The 18984-nt window shown below is 47.3% G+C and carries 18 protein-coding genes; 11 read left to right on the plus strand and 7 right to left on the minus strand.

Annotation, left to right across the window (positions count from 1 at the left end; translation table 11 throughout):
* Window positions 1–7 precede the first annotated feature (7 nt).
* From SYNPCCP_RS10735 to SYNPCCP_RS10750, 4 genes are read left to right on the plus strand one after another with little or no spacing between them, the layout of a single operon-like run.
* Window positions 8–3295: a hybrid sensor histidine kinase/response regulator gene (locus tag SYNPCCP_RS10735; RefSeq protein ID WP_010873252.1), complete on the plus strand. Its 3288-nt coding sequence runs from the start codon at window positions 8–10 to the stop codon at window positions 3293–3295.
* A complete protein-coding gene (locus SYNPCCP_RS10740) occupies window positions 3295–6423 on the plus strand; it encodes an alpha-mannosidase (protein WP_010873253.1) in 3129 nt (1042 codons plus the stop codon). Before SYNPCCP_RS10735 ends, SYNPCCP_RS10740 begins: the two co-directional genes overlap by 1 nt.
* Entirely contained in the window at window positions 6416–7300 is an 885-nt protein-coding gene (locus SYNPCCP_RS10745; protein ID WP_010873254.1) for an ABC transporter permease, read from the plus strand. The genes SYNPCCP_RS10740 and SYNPCCP_RS10745 overlap by 8 nt, the downstream gene beginning before the upstream one ends.
* Before the next feature lie 47 nt (window positions 7301–7347).
* Window positions 7348–7833: an MEKHLA domain-containing protein gene (locus SYNPCCP_RS10750; RefSeq protein WP_010873255.1), complete on the plus strand. Its 486-nt coding sequence runs from the start codon at window positions 7348–7350 to the stop codon at window positions 7831–7833.
* Between the two features lie 90 nt (window positions 7834–7923).
* On the opposite strand, the gene SYNPCCP_RS10755 is transcribed toward SYNPCCP_RS10750, so the two are convergent.
* Together SYNPCCP_RS10755 and ribE are read right to left on the minus strand one after the other, a co-directional pair.
* Window positions 7924–8433, minus strand: coding sequence for a pentapeptide repeat-containing protein (locus tag SYNPCCP_RS10755; protein WP_010873256.1), 510 nt, complete (start codon window positions 8431–8433; stop codon window positions 7924–7926).
* Between the two features lie 260 nt (window positions 8434–8693).
* On the minus strand, window positions 8694–9374 hold the full coding sequence (gene ribE / locus SYNPCCP_RS10760) for a riboflavin synthase (protein ID WP_010873257.1): 681 nt from the start codon (window positions 9372–9374) through the stop codon (window positions 8694–8696).
* A 224-nt stretch (window positions 9375–9598) separates the two neighbouring features.
* Here ribE and SYNPCCP_RS17675 point away from each other — a divergent pair, with 224 nt between their 5' ends.
* The 4 genes from SYNPCCP_RS17675 (at window position 9599) to SYNPCCP_RS10780 (ending at window position 13204) form a co-directional block, all read left to right on the plus strand.
* Window positions 9599–9868, plus strand: coding sequence for a hypothetical protein (locus tag SYNPCCP_RS17675; RefSeq protein ID WP_041426016.1), 270 nt, complete (start codon window positions 9599–9601; stop codon window positions 9866–9868).
* 67 nt (window positions 9869–9935) lie between these two features.
* Window positions 9936–11609, plus strand: coding sequence for an iron ABC transporter permease (locus SYNPCCP_RS10770; protein ID WP_010873259.1), 1674 nt, complete (start codon window positions 9936–9938; stop codon window positions 11607–11609).
* Between the two features lie 49 nt (window positions 11610–11658).
* Window positions 11659–12132, plus strand: coding sequence for a low molecular weight protein-tyrosine-phosphatase (locus SYNPCCP_RS10775; RefSeq protein ID WP_010873260.1), 474 nt, complete (start codon window positions 11659–11661; stop codon window positions 12130–12132).
* An 88-nt stretch (window positions 12133–12220) separates the two neighbouring features.
* Complete coding sequence (locus SYNPCCP_RS10780) at window positions 12221–13204, plus strand: ROK family protein (RefSeq protein WP_010873261.1); 984 nt, start codon at window positions 12221–12223, stop codon at window positions 13202–13204.
* A gap of 13 nt (window positions 13205–13217) precedes the next feature.
* Here SYNPCCP_RS10780 and SYNPCCP_RS10785 read toward each other — a convergent pair whose 3' ends face one another.
* The 5 genes from SYNPCCP_RS10785 to psaC all read right to left on the minus strand — a co-directional run bounded on the left by SYNPCCP_RS10785 (window position 13218) and on the right by psaC (window position 16006).
* Complete coding sequence (locus SYNPCCP_RS10785) at window positions 13218–13721, minus strand: DUF2062 domain-containing protein (RefSeq protein ID WP_223211275.1); 504 nt, start codon at window positions 13719–13721, stop codon at window positions 13218–13220.
* A gap of 115 nt (window positions 13722–13836) precedes the next feature.
* Window positions 13837–14424 (minus strand): NYN domain-containing protein, encoded by a 588-nt coding sequence (locus SYNPCCP_RS10790; protein ID WP_010873263.1) that lies wholly within the window; start codon window positions 14422–14424, stop codon window positions 13837–13839.
* Between the two features lie 188 nt (window positions 14425–14612).
* Entirely contained in the window at window positions 14613–15173 is a 561-nt protein-coding gene (locus tag SYNPCCP_RS10795; protein WP_010873264.1) for a Uma2 family endonuclease, read from the minus strand.
* 51 nt (window positions 15174–15224) lie between these two features.
* A complete protein-coding gene (locus tag SYNPCCP_RS10800; protein ID WP_010873265.1) occupies window positions 15225–15494 on the minus strand; it encodes a helix-turn-helix transcriptional regulator in 270 nt (89 codons plus the stop codon).
* Window positions 15495–15760: 266 nt separating this feature from the next.
* Window positions 15761–16006 carry a photosystem I iron-sulfur center protein PsaC gene (gene psaC, locus SYNPCCP_RS10805; RefSeq protein WP_002764973.1) on the minus strand — a complete coding sequence of 82 codons (246 nt, stop codon included), beginning with the start codon at window positions 16004–16006 and terminating at the stop codon, window positions 15761–15763.
* A 368-nt stretch (window positions 16007–16374) separates the two neighbouring features.
* On the opposite strand from psaC, the gene SYNPCCP_RS10810 reads away from it, so the two are divergent.
* The 3 genes from SYNPCCP_RS10810 to SYNPCCP_RS10820 all read left to right on the plus strand — a co-directional run bounded on the left by SYNPCCP_RS10810 (window position 16375) and on the right by SYNPCCP_RS10820 (window position 18848).
* Window positions 16375–17952 (plus strand): NAD(P)H-quinone oxidoreductase subunit 4, encoded by a 1578-nt coding sequence (locus SYNPCCP_RS10810; protein ID WP_010873266.1) that lies wholly within the window; start codon window positions 16375–16377, stop codon window positions 17950–17952.
* 178 nt (window positions 17953–18130) lie between these two features.
* Window positions 18131–18451: an SH3 domain-containing protein gene (locus tag SYNPCCP_RS10815; protein ID WP_010873267.1), complete on the plus strand. Its 321-nt coding sequence runs from the start codon at window positions 18131–18133 to the stop codon at window positions 18449–18451.
* A gap of 64 nt (window positions 18452–18515) precedes the next feature.
* The gene (locus SYNPCCP_RS10820) at window positions 18516–18848 is read left to right on the plus strand and encodes a hypothetical protein (protein ID WP_010873268.1); all 333 of its coding nucleotides are present in this window, start codon (window positions 18516–18518) and stop codon (window positions 18846–18848) included.
* Window positions 18849–18984: the final 136 nt, after the last annotated feature.

The raw sequence follows: 18984 nt of genomic DNA on the forward strand, positions 1-18984 counted from the left end.
AGAAGCAATGACTAGCGATCCCAATCCAGCCCAGGCATTTGAAAATTGGTTTGAGGAGGAAGAGGGGGATGACGCCTTTACTTCCCTCATTGCCGGTGAGGAGACTAACAGTGGGATTGAAGAACTGGATTTTGGCGATTTATTTGAGGGAGAACCCACCGTCATCCAGGGTGAAGGGTTTGGCTCGCCGTCCTCTGGAGAGGAAGATCCGCCGGTCCGCATGACCCTAGATTTTAATTCCCCGGAAGCGGAACTAGACGCTCTCTTTACCGATGAGGATGCCCCCACAACGGCGATCGATCCCTTTGAAAGCTCCAGTTGGCTAGAAATCGACCAGATGATGGAAGCTGATCCCCTGGCTTCCATTCCTGAGACCAATGCCCCCGCTTACCAGACCGCTGGTGGCCTAGATGACAATGACCTAGCCGAATTGCAGGATTTACTAGGAGTAGGGGACGTCGAGCCCGCCATTACCAACCCTGGTTTGCACTCCTTTGCTGGGGCTGATCGGGTAACTCCATTGACAAATGAGGTCCTGCTTTTTGCGGCGATCGATGACTTAGACGGATTGATTAATGCCCCTGTCCTGGACGAAGAATTTTCCTTTACCGAACTAGAGACTTTAATCGATACCCCAGCCCCAAAATCTTTTGCCACCATCAGCCATCCTTTTCGTTTACCGGTGGCTATGGAGGAAGACGAGGATGAATTCAAAGACTTAGAAGCATTATTAGAGCAAGCGGATAGCAGTCTGGGGGGGGGCATAGCCGGCATGGGAGGGGCTCGGCTGCCCGCTCGACCTAGGCAGGTTAAATCCCGTAGTTTTGAGCAAACTATGCGGGTGCCCATCAAACAACTTGACAACCTCAGTAACCTGATCGGGGAGCTAGTGGTCAAACGGAATCGCCTTGAACAGGATCAGGAGCGTTTACGACAGTTTTTGGATAATCTGCTCAACCAAGCCCAAAACCTCAGCGATGTGGGGGGGCGGATGCAGGATTTATACGAAAGAACTTTGTTGGAAGGGGCCCTTTTAGCCAGCCGCAGCACCAACAGCCGTCACCACTCCTCGAAAACCACCTACCCCGATGCCAGGATCACGGCCTCTAGTTCCTCGACCATGAATGACCAGCCTTTGGATGCGCTGGAAATGGATCGATTTACCGGATTTCACCTGCTTTCCCAGGAGATGATCGAGTTAATTGTGCGGGTGCGGGAATCTGCGTCGGATATTCAGTACTTGGTGGACGAGACAGATCAGGTGGCCCGAACCCTCCGGCAGGTGACTACGCAGTTACAGGAGGGAATGACCAAATCTCGCATGGTGCCCTTTACCCAAACCGCCGATCGCCTGCCACGGGCCATCCGGGAAGTGTCCATGAAATTGAATAAAAAAGTCAACCTAGAGGTGGAAGGGGGCGACGTGCTCATCGACAAAATGATTTTGGAGCACCTCTACAATCCCATGACCCATTTGGTTAACAATGCCATCACCCACGGTATTGAAACCCCAGCAGAACGACAAAAATTAGGCAAATCCCCCGAAGGGCATCTAGCAGTGCGGGCCTTTCTCCAGGGCAACCAAACCCTGATCACCGTCTCCGATGATGGAGCAGGGATCAACACGGAAATGGTTAAACAAAAAGCAGTGGAAAAAGGGCTCATTAGCCGTATGGAGGCCCAGAGCCTATCCCAGTCAGAGGTTTATGACCTCCTGTTCCATGCTGGTTTTAGCACCAAGGACACAGCGGACGACTTTGCCGGTAGGGGAGTAGGTCTTGACGTGGTACGCACCAGTCTGATCGATATTCGCGGAGCCATCAACATTGAATCCACTGTGGGCAAGGGCACCACTTTTACCATTCGTTTGCCCCTCACCCTGAGCATTTGCAAAGCCCTTTGTTGCCTGAGCGATCGGGCTCGCATCGCCTTTCCCATGGACGGGGTGGAAGATACCAGGGACTATTTGCCCAAAGACATTGTTACCGATGAGGATGGTCAAAAGTGCGTTAAATACGGCAAGGAAGCCCTGCTTTTACCGCTCTATCCCCTCAAAGATTTGCTCAACTATAACCGGCAATTAAGCCGGGGTAGTGTGTATGGGGGCAAGCAAGAGGAAGATGTGGTGCGGGTCATCATTGCCCGGGGGAGTTCTGGTAACCTGTTAGCCCTCCAGATAGACCAGGTATTAGGGGAAGAAGAAATTGTTATCAAGCAAATTGAAGGGCCCATTCCCAAACCTCCAGGCATTGCCGGGGCTACCGTGCGGGGGGATGGTAGCATCATGCCCATTGCCGATGTTTTGGAACTGATCGAAATTGCCCAGGGTCGTCTCCGCACTGACAGCAGTGGTGGACTATGGCGCAAAACCCTGACCCCCACGGTCAATGAAGTCCACATGGACCCCACTGTGCTAATTGTGGACGACTCCATCACGGTGCGGGAATTGCTCTCCCTCAGTTTCAAAAAAGCTGGTTTCCGGGTAGAACAGGCTAGGGATGGACAGGAAGCCTGGGATCAACTCAAGTCTGGTCTGCCCTGTGACTTGGTCTTCTGTGACATTGAAATGCCCCGCAAAAATGGCTTGGAATTGTTATCGGAACTGCAAGCAGACGAAGAACTATCTTCCATTCCAGTGGCCTTACTCACTTCCAGGGGAGCCGATCGCCATCGTAAAGTGGCGGCCAAGCTGGGGGCAACGGGCTATTTCACCAAGCCCTATACAGAAAAAGACATTTTGGACGCGGCCAACCGGATGTTGAATGGGGAGGTGTTACTCCCCGGCAGTACCCGCAAAACTAATTCCATTCTTTCTCGCTTCAAAAAAGCCCGAGGCAACTTCTCCGAAGAAGCTCCCACCATTGTGAGAAGTAATCCAGGTACCCTACGTTCGACGGTGTTAATTATTGATGACTCGGTGATGGTGCGGGAAATGCTTTCTATGACCTTTAAAAAAGCCGATTACCATACAGAAACTGCTCGGGATGGCCAGGATGCCTGGGAAAAACTCAAGTCTGGCTTACCCTGTGATTTGATTCTCTGTGACATTGAAATGCCCCGCATGAACGGTCTGGAATTATTGGAGCGCATTCAAGAAGATCCCAACCTTTCCCGTATTCCAGTGGCCATGATTACCTCCCGGGGAGCACAAAAAATGCAGCGCATGGCAGCAGAAAAAGGCGCCAAGGGATACTTTGTGAAGCCCTACATTGAGGAAACTTTATTGGAAGCCAGTCAAAGGTTGATAAGGGGAGAAGTGTTGCTAGATTTGGCCGCTCTAAGTGCAGACGAGTAATGACAGAATCGTTGAGTCCCTTACTGCCGGAAATTAGTATCGCCCTGGTGCTGGAACAACTAAGGCGTTTATGTCGGCAAAATTGTCAAAGCCATTGGTATTGCTTACCTGGTGCGCCTTGGGAGATTTCTGATTGGCAAACTTATCCATTGGGTAAAGTTAACGAGAAGGGTTATTTAATTTGGGAAAAAGGCGAAAAAACCCAATGGTTTGCCCAAACTTTTACCGTGCCTAAAGCTTTGGCGGACTATCCTTTAGATGGTTTGACATTGCGGTTAGCTTTAACTTGGTGGGCCAAGGATGCTCAAATTTTTGTTAATGGCGAGTTAGTTCAAGCTGGGGATTTATTTGATTCTAAAGCTAGAGTTTTGTTAACTGATAACTCCCAAATTGGTCGAACATTTACCGTAGCTTTAAAGTTAACTAGTTCCGGCCATGACATTGGTGGATTGATGCAGTCCCAATTAATTTTTGAGCGGAAATATCCTGACCTAGATCCGGGTTTTATTGCTGACGAAATTGAAGTTCTAAGCTTATATTTAGCTCAATTTGAATCAGAAAGACTAGCTCAATTAAGTAAAACTTTAGAAGCAATTACTTGGAATAAAATTTCAGATCAAGAACAATTTGATCAATCATTACTGCAACTTCGCCAGCGGTTACTACTGTTAACTGAAGGACTAAAACAACAACAAATAAATTTACTAGGGCATGCCCATCTAGATATGGCTTGGTTATGGCAGTTGGAGGAGACTTGGGAAGTAGGAGAAAGAACTTTTCAATCAGTCATTAATTTACAAACAGAGTTTGCTGATTTAGTGTTTGGCCACACCAGTCCGGTTTTATACCAATGGATTGAAGAGCATCTACCGGCATTATTTGAGCAAATTCAAGTAGCAATTAAAAAAGGAAACTGGGAACTTTTAGGAGGCATGTGGGTTGAACCAGAAGTAAATATTATTAGCGGTGAATCCTTAGCCCGTCAATTTCTTTATGGCCAGAGGTATTTTGAAGCAAAGTTTGGTCAAATTAGCAAAGTTGCTTGGCTTCCCGATAGTTTTGGTTTTTGTGGTCAGTTGCCCCAAATTTTTCATCAAAGTGGGATCGATTATTTTGTTACTGGGAAACTCCACTGGAACGATACTAATTCCTTTCCCCATGGGGCTTTCCACTGGCGATCGCCGGATGGGACAGAAATTTTCACAGTAATGTCTCCCCCCAACCTAGCTGGAGTAATGGATAATCAACCCTTACCTATGGCTAATTATGCTAATCGTTGGCAAGAGCAAACCGGACTTAAGGAATGTCTTTGGTTGCCGGGGGTGGGAGACCATGGCGGTGGCCCCAGTCGGGATATGTGGGAGATGAAGGAACGGTGGCAAAATTCGGAATTTTTCCCAACTATTAACACAGCCAAGGCTGAACATTTTTTAGCTGGCATTAAACAGAAGTTACAATCAGATCAGTCTTTTCCTATTTGGGAAAGGGAATTATATTTGGAATTGCATCGGGGCTGTTTTACTGTTCATGCTGACCAAAAACTTTATAATCGCCAGTGTGAACATTTACTCTATGAAGCAGAACTTTGGAGTAGTTTTGCTAATTGGTTAGGCGGCTATAGCTACCCCAAAGAAAAACTAGAACTAGCTTGGAAAAAAGTTTTACTAAACCAGTTCCACGATATTTTGCCAGGGACTTCTATTCCTGAGGTTTTTGTTACTGCTAATCAAGCTTGGCAAGAAGTTTACCAAACTACTAATAAAATCATTAATCAAGCACTAAAACATCTCAGTGATCAGATTAATTATCCTAGTTATCACCATGATTCAACCGAACGAGAGACACCACTATTAGTTTTTAATCCTCTCCATTGGTCACAAAGTCAGCTTGTGGAAATTCCCATTCAAGAAGGCAAGCATTATCAAGTTTATGATGGTCAAACAAAAACGTTGGTTAATAGTCAAATTACAGCGGAAGGTAGTCTAATATTTTTAGTTGACTCGCCACCTTTGACTTGTAAGTACTATTGGTTAAAAACAAAAGAGCCTTTATCCAACAGTCAGCAACTTGAATCTTTCAGTCAAGACCCTATTTTGAATAATGGTTTACTCAAAGTTGAAATTAGTTTGGATAATGGGGAAATAGCCAGCATTTATGACTTAGCTAACCAACGCCAAGTTTTGGCTGGCCATGGCAATCAGCTACAATTTTTCCGCGACCAAGGGCAATATTGGGATGCCTGGAATATTGATCCCAATTACGAGCAATATCCTTTATCTTCTGCAAAATTGATCAATTACCAATGGCTGGAACAAGGTCCCCTGCATTGGCGCTTAAGGGTGGTCAAAAAATTTCAGCAATCGGTTTTTACCCAGGACTATTGCTTAACCAAAGATTCTCCATTACTAGAAATTAAAACTGAAGTGGATTGGCAAGAAACCCACGTGATGGTGAAAGCAGCTTTTCCGATCGCTTTGCAAAGTGAATTTTTTACTACGGAAGCTCCTTGTGCTGTGGTTGATCGCCCAACTAATCCCCAAACTGAGACAGAAAAAGCCCAATGGGAAGTACCCCACCAACATTGGTTTTCCTTAACTGATCAAACGGAAAATTATGGGGTTAGTTTGCTTAATAATTGTAAATATGGTTGTGATGTGAAAGATAATTTAATGCGCTTAACTCTTCTGCGTAGTAGCGTGTGGCCAGATCCAAGCGCTGACCGGGGTAAACATAAATTTAGTTATTACTTTTATCCCCATCAAGGAAATTGGCAATCGGCAAAAACGGTAGCCGTGGGTTATGGTATCCATCGTCCTTTGCGGACCTATTTTCCTGAAAATTTCAACCCCTTATCAAGTCAAAAATTATTATCTCCGGGAGAGCCCTGGTTAAACCTTGGCAGCGATAATCTTTGTTTAATGGCTCTGAAGTTAAGGGAAGATTATCCTGATCAATGGGTATTGCGATGTTACGAAATGTCAGGAGAATCAGCCCAATTAGAAGTAATCACAGCTTTTGACCATAGGGTTAAAACAAGGCTAAATTTGTTGGAGGAAGCCCAACCAGAGGAAAATAATAACCATGTTAATCCCTGGCAAATTGTTAGCGTCTGCTTAGCCTATGACTAAAACTTTTCCCCTTTCCGGTCAAAGTGTGGCCATTAACTTACAAAGAAAAATTTTCCAAAAGCCACTAGCTTCCTTGAGCCTAATCACCCTGATCATAATTGTTTTATCGGTGGTTTTTGGTCCAATCTTTTATCGAGTTCCCATTGACCAAATTGATTTTAGCCAAACAGCGGTGCCCCCTAGTTGGCAACATCCCCTAGGAACTAATGATTTAGGACAGGATCAATTGGCTCGGTTACTTATTGGTGGCCGGATTTCTCTAGCAGTGGGCCTCAGTGCCATGGCCGTGTCTCTCACCTTAGGCACCTTAATCGGGGCGATCGCCGGTTATTTTGGGGGGTGGTGGGACGTGATTTTAATGCGGATTACGGACTTATTCTTAGCCCTGCCCCAATTACCTTTAGTGCTACTGGTGGTCTATTTATTTCGGGAGCCGGTCACCAGGGCTACTTCCCCCGAAAAAGGTATTTTCATCTTGGTGGTTTTACTGATTGGTTTGCTCAATTGGATGAGTGTGGCTCGGTTGGTACGGGGCAATATTTTGCGCCTACGGGAAATGGAATTTGTCAAAGCGGCGATCGCCATGGGGGCAGGTTCTAACCATATTATTTGGCGACATTTGTTACCCAATGTGTTGAATTTAATCATTGTGGCCGCTAGTTTGGCCGTCGGCAATGCCATTATTACCGAATCAACTTTGAGCTTTTTAGGCTTAGGATTTCCCCCCGATGTGCCCACCTGGGGCCAGATGCTTTACACCGCCAAGGATTATTTGGAAACGGCACCATTGATGGCAGTTTTTCCGGGCTTAGCTATTTTTATTACCGTTTTAAGTGTTAATTATTTGGGGGACGGCATTGGCATAAAAAATAGTTAATGATGCAACCCTATTGATCAATCTTAGTTAAGCTCAAAATAAATTTCATGATTCGTCCAGTTCCCGATGCTAGTAATCAGTTTTATTTAGACCATATTAATTTACTACGTCAAAGTTATGAGCGCTTAACTGGTAAAACCTTTGGGCCCAGCGGATTAACCGGGGTGGCCCTAGCCCAGGCCGTCTATGAAGCTCCCTACGTAGTAGTTTCCCATGGCATAGAGCCTGACCCAATTTTTAATTATGCTAATCTTACTGCCCAAAAATTATTTGAATTTCCCTGGGTAGAATTTTGTCAATTGCCATCCCGTCAGTCCGCAGAACTTCCTAATCAAACGGAAAGGCAACAATTGTTAGATACCGTCAGCCGCCAAGGTTTTATTGAAAATTACCAAGGTATACGCATTGCCAAGGGTGGTGGCCGCTTTTGGATTAAAAATGTTACCGTTTGGAATCTCTACGACGGCGAAGGGATTTATCGGGGTCAGGGGGCAATTTATAGTGATTGGGAGAATATTGTTGAAAAGCTTTAAAATTTAAAATAGCCCAGACAATTTGCCAAAATATTGGCAATTTTACTCCAGGATTTTCAACTTAAATTAACAATTTTTATACACTTTTAACTATCTGCAACCCAAACTATCCCTGGTAGCTACCCCTGTCACTGGATTAACTCCCTCCGCCCGTTCACACATCAGCTTGACTTGGTAAGCATCAATCACCGCATCGCTGAAGTCGGCCCCGGTGATATCGGTGTCGTAAAAACGGGTGCGGGTGGCGATCGCCTCGGTGAAAATAGTGTCCCGCAGGTCGGCAAAATCCAGGGTAACCCGGTCTACGAGGGAACCACTTAGATTCGCTCCCCGTAAACTGGCATGGAGAAAAACTGCATCGGTGAGGATGGAAAAGCTGAGATCACTGCCCTCAAAATTGCTTTCCCGTAAATCCGCCGCCGCAAATACCGCCTTATTCAAATCCTGGTGGGAAAAATCTGATCGGGCCAGATCTCCGTAGGTATAGTTCACCGTATTGGCTTGGGCCAAGGCCGATGGCGCCCAGAGCAACACCAAGGCGATCGCCAGGATGAGTATTTGTAACCATCGCCGCCAGCTAAAAACGAGGAAAGAAGACATAGGAGCAAGTCTAGGCAAATTTTGCAATATTTTTCCCCAGCCTAGCAAAACAATTGGGTGGAGCAAAGGCAATTTAATTTGATTAAATTTGAATTTAAAAGGCAATTTCTGATCCCAAAATTCTTAGAGCATGTTTCAAAAGCCCCCCTGACCCCCCAAATTTGGGGGGAAACTGAGTGAAACTCCCCCAGTATTGCCGGAGCTTTAGTGGGTCGATTTAGGGGGATAAATACCTAGCCTTGCACTTTTCAAACACTTTCTTAGCCGTAGCCATGTTCCGCCAAAAAGGCTAGATCGATGTCCTTTGTTTGACCCATGGCCCGACCCCGGGACAAAAATCGGGCCGCATATTTACCCAAAATATCCCCCTCTAAATTGACCCAATCCCCCGGCTGCAATAACTGCAAATTAGTTTCGCTGTAGGTATGGGGAATCACGGCCACGTTAAACCAGTCTTCGCCGCAATCCGCCACGGTTAAACTGATGCCATTGACGGCAATACTACCCTTGGGCACCAAATAGGGAGCTAAATATTCCTGCCATTGCTTCTGTAAACTGCCCACTGAGCCGAAGCTGAGCAACCAGGCGTTATTGATTTGTTCATTGCTCAATAATTGCCCTACCCCGTCCACGTGGCCGGAAACAAAATGCCCCCCCACTTTTCCCCCCACCCGGAGGGAAGTTTCAATGTTGACCGCTGTGCGCCTTTCCTTAGCCCGTCCTAAGGTAGTGCGTTGTAAGGTTTCGGGGGAAACGTCGGCAAAAAATCCCTGGTGGGCGATCGCCTCTACGGTGAGGCAAACCCCATCTACAGCAATGCTGTCCCCTAGGGCCATATCCCCCAAAACCCGTTGGGCATCGTTGGGGCTAAGGGAAATTTCCAGGCGATCGGCCCGCTGAGCAGAAAGATAACCGAGGGATTGGATAATGCCAGTGAACACAATGGGACAAACCTTAGAAGATTAATTACAATTGTGCCAGTTGGGGGCCAATGCCATGGCTGGAGGGAGAGTTGCAGCTCGGGGTGGTCAAGGTTAGGGAAACGAGTCTAGAGTTCCCTTGGCATTATCTGGTCTCAATTAAGCATACCTTTGCCTTCGGTCAACCCCGGAAAACGGTCAATACCTTTACAATGGGTACTGTTCTTGTCCGTCGAAGAGATGATATGACTGATAATCCGGAAAAAGACGCATTTCTGTATCCCAAAAGCAAATATTATGGGGATTTCAAACCGGAGAAGCTGGTTTTCAACGCAAATTTGCAAGAATTTGCCCAAAAGGTGAGCGTTATTTGTAACCTAGAGACAGCGGGTAAAATCGAGACGATGGAAGCTTACGAGCGCATTAAGCAACTTTGGAAGAGTCTTAAGGAAAGCAAAAAGGAATTGGGCATTGGGGGAGACCCGTTTAAACCCACTGATCCCCCCAGCAGTTAATTTTCCCTGTTACGGCCTAGTGTTCCTGACCCGGAAGAATTTGCTTTGCCCCTGTGTTTGATTTGCCGTGTTTAATTTTTTGACCGTTCTCCCCTCTCCTCCCAAGGTATTGCTTAATTTTTGGGTGCTGACCAGTTTGCTGATTGCCGTTTGGATTGCGGTGCCGGTAATTTTTGTTTTTCTAGGCATTTTTTCCTGGCAGGGGGAAATTTTCAGTCACCTCTGGGCAACGGTGCTGGGGGAATATATCCGTAACTCTTTAGCCCTGATGCTGGGGGTGGGAGCCGGAGTTTTCGTGTTAGGGGTGGGCACCGCTTGGCTTGTGACCATGTGTCGATTTCCGGGTTGCCGCTGGCTAGAATGGGCTTTATTGTTGCCCCTGTCCGCCCCGGCCTATTTGTTGGCCTACGGTTATAGCAATCTTTTGGACTTTTACGGCCCCGTACAGACCCTACTACGCTCCATCTTCGGTTGGCAATCCGCCCCTGAGTATTGGTTTCCCCAGATCCGTTCCCTTTGGGGGGCGATCGCCATTTTGGCGTTGGTGTCCTATCCCTACGTTTACCTGTTGGCCCGCATTGCTTTTTTAGAACAGGGAGTTTGCACCTTAGAAGCTAGTCGTTCCCTGGGTTGTAATCCTTGGCAAAGTTTCAGTCGGGTGGCTTTACCCCTGGCTCGACCGGCGATCGCCGCTGGCTTGGCGTTGGTGATGATGGAGACTCTGAACGATTTTGGCACAGTGCAATATTTTGGCGTTAATACCTTCACCACAGGTATTTATTCCACCTGGTTCGGCTTTGGGGAAAGGCAAGGGGCCACCCAACTGGCCGCCTTTTTAATGATTTTTGTCTTCTTGTTAGTAGTACTGGAACGCTGGTCCCGCCGGCAAGCCAAGTTTTATCAATCTAGCAGTCCCCACCAAAATCTCCCCCGTTATCAACTCCGGGGCCTAAGGGCGATCGGGGCATTAGCTTTTTGTCTTTTTCCTTTCCTACTGGGCTTTTTAATTCCCGCCAGTTATCTTTTATATCTCACCGTTTCCTATGCCCAGGAGGTCCGTAACAATAACTTCTTTCAACTGGCTTCCCACAGTTTAATTCTCTCCTTCCTCACCGCGGCGATCGCCTTAGTAATTGGTTTAATCCTGGTTTATGGCCAAAGGTTGAGCCGTCAACCCCTCACTTCCTTTGCCGTCAAAGTTGCTTCCATGGGCTATGCCATCCCTGGTTCTGTCATTGCGGTGGGGGTGCTGATTCCAGCGGGCAACTTTGACAATTGGCTGGCTGATTGGTGGGAAAATATGTGGGGCGTAAAAATTGGTCTTCTGCTGAGTGGTACCATTGCCATCCTGGTCTACGCCTATCTGGTCAGGTTTTTGGCTGTGGCCCTGGGTTCCTTGGAAGGCAGTTTGGGCAAAATTAAACCCACTTTGGACGATGCGGCCCGTAGTTTGGGCAAAAGCCCCAGCCAAATTCTCTGGCAAGTACACACTCCCCTCATGACCGGCGGTCTGCTCACCGCTGTGATGTTAGTATTCGTGGATGTCATGAAGGAATTGCCCGCTACCTTGGTAATTCGCCCCTTTAACTTTGACACCCTCGCCATCCGAGTTTACCAATATGCCTCCGATGAAAGACTGATTGAAGCCGCTGCTCCAGCCCTGACCATTATTCTGGCGGGGATGTTGCCGGTGATTTTCCTGAGCGTGCAAATTGCCCGTTCTCGCCCCAGCGAAGGATAAATTTGCCGGATAATCCGTTCAAAATCCGTTTGATTTCGACCTTTTGCCCATGAAATTGTTATTTGTTTGTTTAGGTAACATTTGTCGATCGCCAGCGGCGGAAAATATCATGAACGCCCAGATTGACCAAGCAGGCTTGGGGGCAAAAATTGTTTGCGACTCTGCCGGTACTTCCAGCTACCATGTGGGAGATTCCCCCGATCGCCGCATGACAGAAAGCTTGAAAAAACGGGGTTATCGGGTGCAGGGAAGAGCTAGACAGTTTTTTCCCGAAGATTTTGCAGAATTTGACTTAATTCTAGCTATGGACGGGGATAATTACCGCAATATTCTAGCCCAGGATCCAGCAGGGCAATATCACCATAAAGTAAAAATGATCTGCGATTACACCGAAAAATTTGGCGATCGGGAAGTTCCCGACCCCTATTATGGCGGGCAGGCTGGTTTTGAGCATGTGATTGATTTGCTAGAAGATGCCTGCGGTAATTTGCTCACTAGCTTGGGCAAGGAATTGGTTAATTAGCAAGCGGTTGTTGAACCAAAGGGTTCTTTTTACCTGTGTTTAACAGTTGGAGGAGTATGGGTGAGGCCCATTGTGGTGTTGCCAGCCCGTGCTGGTATGGCTCCCCTGGGGGGTAGAATTAGCAAGATTTTCCCAATTTTCCCTTAATGGCATGAGTTCTCCCTCTTCCATACATCGTGAAGTCATCGGCATTGACATTGGTGGTTCTTCCATTAAGTTTGGCCGGTTCCTGAGCAATGGAGATTGCACCGAGTCCTTGGTTTTGCCCACCCCCCAACCGGCTTTACCCAAGGCAGTTTATGCTCAGTTGGCCCATGGTATTGACCTGTTGAAAAATTCAGCTTGTGTGGCGATCGGTGTTGGGATGCCGGGACCAGCGGACGCAGCAGGACGGGTGGCCCAGTTGGCAATTAATTTGCCCCAGTGGCACGACATTCCTTTGGCGGATTGGTTGGAAGACCATGGACAGTTGCCGACGGTATTGGAGAATGATGCCAATTGTGCTGGCTTGGGGGAAGCTTGGCTCGGAGCGGGCAGGGATTATCGTAATTTTATTTTGCTTACCCTGGGCACGGGGGTGGGGGGGGCGGTGTTTTTAAATGGCAAATTGTTTACGGGGCCCCAAGGAGCCGGGGGGGAATTGGGACTAATTTCCATTGAAACGGAAGGCTATCCTTGCAATAGCGGCAATCGGGGTTCTTTGGAGCAACATGCTTCTGCCCAAACCCTACGGCGGGAAATGAATTTGACCGGCCTGGAATTGGCCCAATTGGCCGCCAAGGGGGATGCGGAGGCGATCGCCTACTGGGAAAAGTTCGGCCAGCGGTTGGGCATGGGCATTGCGAACTTGGTCTATGTGTTGACCCCAGAGGCAGTAATTATTGGGGGAGGGCTAAGCGCCAGCTCCAGTTACTTTTTTCCCTCCATGGCATCGGAAATTGAGGAAAGGGTGCTATTACCTTCCCGTCGGGGATTAAAAATTTTGGTGGCCCAACTGGGTAACCGAGCTGGCATGATCGGTGCGGCCCGCCTAGCCTGGCAAAAGTTGGTTTATCGCACCGATGGCCCTTGAACTATATGAGGAACTAACGACTGCGAATCTTCGACCTCTGTTTACGGATGGCCAGCCAAGTGAAGCTTCTCAAGCCAAAGACATAGGCTGTTAAGCCCACCCCAGCCCCTGCCACCAACGATCCCACAAACAGGGCGATCGCCGCATCGCCACCATACTTTAGTAACTCGGTTGACTGCCAATCTAATTCGCTGAAGGGGATGCCTTCCCGTTGCAACAGCAATAGCCCCAGACGATAGTTAAACCAATAAATCGGCACATAGGTCAAAGGATTACTGATCCAAGTGGCCCCCGCTGCCACAATTTTATTGCCTCGTAGGGGAATGGCCAGCACCAAGGCGATCGCCGTTTGCAGACCGAAAAAGGGAAACATCCCAGCAAAGGAACCCACGGCCAAACCCCGGGCCAAGGCATGGGGAGTACTCTGTAGTCGTAATAGCTTGACGTATAGATAGCGGATTTGTCTTTGCCACAGGCGCCAGTGGCCGGCTTTACGGGGGGGAGTCAAGTTAACCAAGGTGCTTGAGGGGGGTAAGGAGTGGGGAAGATTATCAGTTATTTTAACTAAGATGTTGCTAAATTCCCCATTCCTAAACCGGTCCGGGGCAGAAACCCAATCTTCCATTGCCCCACTAATCGACGCCATAACGCCATTGACTAAGCTTTTCCCGCACTGATGGGTCTAATTTGTGCACCCAGCCCCGTTGCTTTTCCCCCAAGGGTTTACCCTTTGGCGATCGCCGTTGACTCTTTTTGCCGTACTGTTTAGCCTGTTGGCGAACTTGAGCTCGACTTTGATCCACCTCCTGGGCCAGAAGATGGGCCGACATCCATTCTGCACCGTAACCCACCACGGTTAATTGCTGAGCGCGATCGGAGGTGGCGACAATTACCCGACCGGGATACTCATAGGTGTGACGGCGATAATGGGCACAACGCTTTTCAATGAACGTATCGGCAGTCTGGAGCCAGGCAGTGTAGTGGATGGAAAGGTGGGGGCTGGGATGCTCTTGGCTAGCAGGGCTTTGTTGGTACTGAGCATCGAAAACCACTTGGGTTTGATAGCCTTGGTGACTGCTGTAGCTAATCAGTTCATCAATTAGGGTTTGCCGGGCCATCTCCAGCCCAAAGCGTTCACGGGTTTGTTTCAGGTGATTCCATTGGCCGATGATGTTGTAACCATCTACCAGTAGTAGTGCGTTGTAAGTGGGGGGCTTCATGGTGCAAGGAGAAGATCATAGATTGCGGATATGCGGAAAAATCAAAATAATCGACACACCAAAGCCGGGCTCTGACCCAGAAAAAGTTCCCTGGCGATCGCCTTAGCGTTGTGATCGGTCAAAAATGAACGAATCTAAATTTTAACAAAATTTACAAAAATTAAATTTTTCTCCCATAACTCAGCCAATCACATTAGCCAGGCAAAAAGCTCACCAACGGTGACTTGGAAATCTTCAGCAAAGGCTGGAACTGGTATAACTTCAGGTGCTTCATCAACGATCTGGACCTGCTTATCGGGCCGATAAACCAGTAGGGTTTGCTCCTTTGGATCTACGAGCCAGCCCATCTGGGTTCCATGCTCCAGACAGTACAAAATATTTTTAATTACTCGTACTGGACTTTGGTCAGGGGAAAGAATTTCAATAGTCCAATCAGGGGCCAAGTCAAATAGGTCCGCAATTTCTCCTGAATGATCACGGGGAATGCGGTCTTGGGTAAACACAGCAATGTCCGGCACAATGGAGCGATCGCCAAAGGTACAGCGCAGTTCCGAAAGAGCTAATGCCCGCCTTTGGGGACTGAAGACTCGATTTAAATTTGCCGATAATAAGGTTTGCAGGAGGCTATGCTTACCTTTGGGCATCGGCTTTTTTCGAATAGTACCATTAATGTATTCCTGGGCAGGTTTAGTCTCCGGCAATGCCATGAATTCTGCTAAGGATAGTGTCTTTACTGGAGTAGTAACCATAGCTAGGCTTCTTCAGGAAAATGGCCAATCCATCCAATTCACCATACCAATCTAAGACCCACTGCCTTGGCCCGGTAATATACAGCAGTTGACATCATTGAGACAAACCTTGCCCCATTGCAGGGCCCAGCGCACCAATTCCACCCGGTTTTCCGTGTTGGTCTTGGTCAAAATATTACTGACATGGTTATCCACTGTTCTTTTACTAATCTCCAAACGTTCTGACACCTCCTGGTTGGTCAGACCAATCGCCACTAGGTCTAAAATTTCCAATTCACGATCCGATAGGGACGCAGGGGGTTGATAGTTCCCGGCCAGCATGGGTGATTATCCTCAGGTATATTTACTCAGTCGGTAGACTATATTCTATGGTAATCCCCCCGTCAAGCCTAGCTTTGGTCGAAAATCGCCGCTCTGGTAAAAACATTAACTTTCGGATTATTTCGTGCAGGTGAACAAACTTAGATTGAATGTTGACAAACAAACAAATAAAAAAGAAGACCCCAGGGGCCTTCCCAGCTCGAAAGCTGTCAAAGTTTGATCAAAAATTGGAATAATGGCGGGGCCAGTTACCAGATCTATACGATTTAGTAAGCTAAACCCATACTGCGGGTGGTTTCGGCACCCAAATAAACTCGGATACTTAAAAAGTCTGTGGGACAGGCGGTCTCACAACGTTTGCAGCCAACACAATCCTCGGTTCTAGGGGAGGAGGCGATCTGAGCGGCTTTACAACCATCCCAGGGCACCATTTCTAGAACATCGAGGGGGCAAGCCCGGACGCATTGGGTACAACCAATACAGGTATCGTAAATTTTTACACTATGGGACATTGACTATCGGCTCCTTAACCGAGGGTTCTCCGTAAAGTCGAAAAAAATAATATTGTCAGGATTATGGGCTAGTTTACCCCACACCTGAATTTCCTTTCGGAAAAAACGCCATAACTTCAAATTCTGTTACATCTTTAGAGTGACTTTGAGCTTGTAACCAAGAAAAACCGCTTCAACAGAGCTTAAAGCAAAGGTAAAGCGAATCTAAACCATAGAAAAAAACCTGGGTGTGAACAAAAGTTAGACTGGCGGCGATCGCCACTGGCCTACCCGCAACTTAGAAAAAGTTAGGAAAAATTAATCTTTTCTGCGGGCCCGACCGGAAAAATCCCTGCTAGATTATTGTCTGTAAAGACTATCTGGGTAGTATGAACACTTTTCCCTGGCTGACCACGATCATCCTTTTGCCGATTGTGGCGGCTTTATTCATTCCCATTATCCCCGACAAGGACGGTAAAACTGTTAGATGGTATTCCCTGGCGGTGGGGCTAGTAGACTTTGCCCTGATCGTTTATGCCTTCTACAGTGGTTTTGACCTGAGCGAACCGGGATTGCAATTGGTGGAAAGCTACACCTGGCTACCCCAGATTGATCTCAAATGGTCGGTGGGGGCCGATGGCCTTTCCATGCCGTTGATCATTCTCACCGGTTTTATCACCACCTTGGCCACCATGGCCGCCTGGCCGGTGACTCTGAAGCCAAAGCTATTTTATTTCCTGATGTTGCTCATGTACGGTGGGCAAATTGCCGTGTTTGCGGTGCAGGATATTTTGCTCTTTTTCCTAGTCTGGGAATTGGAGTTGGTGCCAGTGTATCTAATTCTCTCCATCTGGGGCGGCAAAAAACGCCTCTACGCCGCAACGAAATTTATTCTCTACACTGCGGGGGGGTCTTTATTCATCCTGCTGGCAGGGCTGACTCTGGCTTTCTACGGTGACGTTAATACCTTTGATATGTCGGCGATCGCCGCTAAGGACATTCCCGTTAACCTGCAATTATTGCTATACGCTGGCTTTTTAATTGCCTACGGCGTTAAGTTGCCCATTTTTCCCCTCCATACCTGGTTACCCGATGCCCACGGGGAAGCCACTGCGCCGGCCCACATGTTGCTGGCGGGCATTCTGTTGAAAATGGGAGGTTATGCCCTGCTGCGGATGAATGTGGGGATGCTCCCCGATGCCCATGCCGTATTTGCCCCGGTTTTGGTGATTCTTGGGGTGGTGAACATTATTTATGCTGCTTTCACCTCCTTTGCCCAACGAAATCTGAAGCGAAAAATTGCCTATTCTTCCATTTCCCACATGGGTTTTGTCCTGATCGGTTTAGCATCTTTCACTGACCTGGGCATGAGTGGGGCCATGTTACAAATGATTTCCCACGGTTTGATTGGGGCCAGTCTGTTCTTTATGGTGGGAGCTACCTATGACCGGACCCATACCCTGATGCTGGATGAAATGGGGGGCATTGGCCAAAAGATGAAAAAAGGTTTTGCCATGTGGACAGCTTGTTCCCTGGCGTCCCTGGCTCTACCGGGGATGAGTGGCTTTGTGGCGGAATTAATGGTGTTTGTGGGTTTTGCCACCAGCGATGCTTATAACCTAGTTTTCCGCACCATTGTGGTTGTCCTTATGGGAGTTGGGGTAATTTTGACCCCCATTTATCTACTCTCCATGCTCCGGGAAATGCTTTACGGTCCCGAAAACGAGGAGTTGGTAAATCACACTAATCTAGTGGACGTGGAACCTCGGGAAGTTTTCATTATTGGTTGTCTGCTCGTGCCCATTATTGGCATTGGTTTCTATCCCAAGCTCATTACCCAGATTTACGATCCCACCATTAATCAATTGGTGCAAACCGCCCGGCGATCTGTGCCGAGTTTGGTCCAACAGGCTAACCTTTCACCCTTGGAAGTCACTGCTTTACGGCCCCCCACCATTGGTTTTTAAGTCGACCAAGAAAAAGGGTAGTTAAACACAGTTAACTCACTTAATTGTTGGTATTTATCTACCCTCTTCTAGTTGAGTTTGTATTCGATTGAAGTTAGTTAAGATTTTATTAAGATAACTCACCGTAAAAATAAATACTGTTACAGTTGAAAAATAATTAACCATCAACCTATATCCAATGACTTTGGACAAGCTTGGGTCGGCCTTTTTGCTAGGTATTGCTTTGGCGAGCTTGGGCGTTCCTGCCCTTGCCCGGGGAATTTCTACCCTCAGGGCAGCAGATCCCAATACTCGTATTAATGTGAGAACTCAGCCTACTATCAAATCCAGTGCTCCTCAGTATGGACTACCCGGTGACAAAGTTGAAGTCATCAAGTGTGTTCAAGATAAGGACACCCAAAATAGTGATTTGAATTGGTGTGAAGTTAAATTTGTTAAATCGAAAGCTGTCGGTTGGATACGCAGTGACTTTATTATTTTTGCTGACGGAGGCGAATAGCTTCGCAGAAGATATACCTTAAACACTTGTCATAATTCACAAAATTTTGCACTGCAAAACAACAATGAAAAAATTCTCTAGAACTGTTTCTGCACTGATTCTATCTATATCAGGGGCGATCGCCTGGTGTTTACCAAGTTTTGCAGCTATTCCCCTGTTTAATGCCACTTGCCCCGGAGAAATTGAGGTTCATGCTGATCAGGGCGGACCTATTTTTATCAACGGTAAAAAAGCTCAGTTAATTGTTAAAAAGCCTGCATATTATGAGGCGAAATTGTCCCAAGGTGCTAATTCTGACGTTGTCGTTTCGGTGGCTATTAATGAGGACGACACGGTAACGATTAGCTATACAGGTAAAAGAGGTGCTAACGGCATTTGCACTGTCAAAGAAGACTAGAAACCATACACAAAAAAATTTAAGACCTGACTGTTTCTAATTTGGTGCAGTTGGGTTTTGCCGATTTTAGAAATAGAAACTGCTGAGCTAGACTGGGGGTTCTTGTACTCCGAAAAATGTAATGAACAGTTAAGGT

The organism is Synechocystis sp. PCC 6803 substr. PCC-P, from assembly GCF_000284455.1.
Lineage (GTDB): Bacteria > Cyanobacteriota > Cyanobacteriia > Cyanobacteriales > Microcystaceae > Synechocystis.

What these genes read in the sequence shown, in the direction of transcription:
- SYNPCCP_RS10735 (WP_010873252.1), top strand. Translation starts at nt 8, where the DNA reads ATGACTAGCGATCCCAATCCAGCCCAGGCATTTGAAAATTGGTTTGAG.
- SYNPCCP_RS10740 (WP_010873253.1), top strand. Translation starts at nt 3,295, where the DNA reads ATGACAGAATCGTTGAGTCCCTTACTGCCGGAAATTAGTATCGCCCTG.
- SYNPCCP_RS10745 (WP_010873254.1), top strand. Translation starts at nt 6,416, where the DNA reads ATGACTAAAACTTTTCCCCTTTCCGGTCAAAGTGTGGCCATTAACTTA.
- SYNPCCP_RS10750 (WP_010873255.1), top strand. Translation starts at nt 7,348, where the DNA reads ATGATTCGTCCAGTTCCCGATGCTAGTAATCAGTTTTATTTAGACCAT.
- SYNPCCP_RS10755 (WP_010873256.1), bottom strand. Translation starts at nt 8,433, where the DNA reads ATGTCTTCTTTCCTCGTTTTTAGCTGGCGGCGATGGTTACAAATACTC.
- SYNPCCP_RS17675 (WP_041426016.1), top strand. Translation starts at nt 9,599, where the DNA reads ATGACTGATAATCCGGAAAAAGACGCATTTCTGTATCCCAAAAGCAAA.
- SYNPCCP_RS10775 (WP_010873260.1), top strand. Translation starts at nt 11,659, where the DNA reads ATGAAATTGTTATTTGTTTGTTTAGGTAACATTTGTCGATCGCCAGCG.
- SYNPCCP_RS10790 (WP_010873263.1), bottom strand. Translation starts at nt 14,424, where the DNA reads ATGAAGCCCCCCACTTACAACGCACTACTACTGGTAGATGGTTACAAC.
- SYNPCCP_RS10795 (WP_010873264.1), bottom strand. Translation starts at nt 15,173, where the DNA reads ATGGTTACTACTCCAGTAAAGACACTATCCTTAGCAGAATTCATGGCA.
- SYNPCCP_RS10800 (WP_010873265.1), bottom strand. Translation starts at nt 15,494, where the DNA reads ATGCTGGCCGGGAACTATCAACCCCCTGCGTCCCTATCGGATCGTGAA.
- psaC (WP_002764973.1), bottom strand. Translation starts at nt 16,006, where the DNA reads ATGTCCCATAGTGTAAAAATTTACGATACCTGTATTGGTTGTACCCAA.
- SYNPCCP_RS10810 (WP_010873266.1), top strand. Translation starts at nt 16,375, where the DNA reads ATGAACACTTTTCCCTGGCTGACCACGATCATCCTTTTGCCGATTGTG.
- SYNPCCP_RS10815 (WP_010873267.1), top strand. Translation starts at nt 18,131, where the DNA reads ATGACTTTGGACAAGCTTGGGTCGGCCTTTTTGCTAGGTATTGCTTTG.
- SYNPCCP_RS10820 (WP_010873268.1), top strand. Translation starts at nt 18,516, where the DNA reads ATGAAAAAATTCTCTAGAACTGTTTCTGCACTGATTCTATCTATATCA.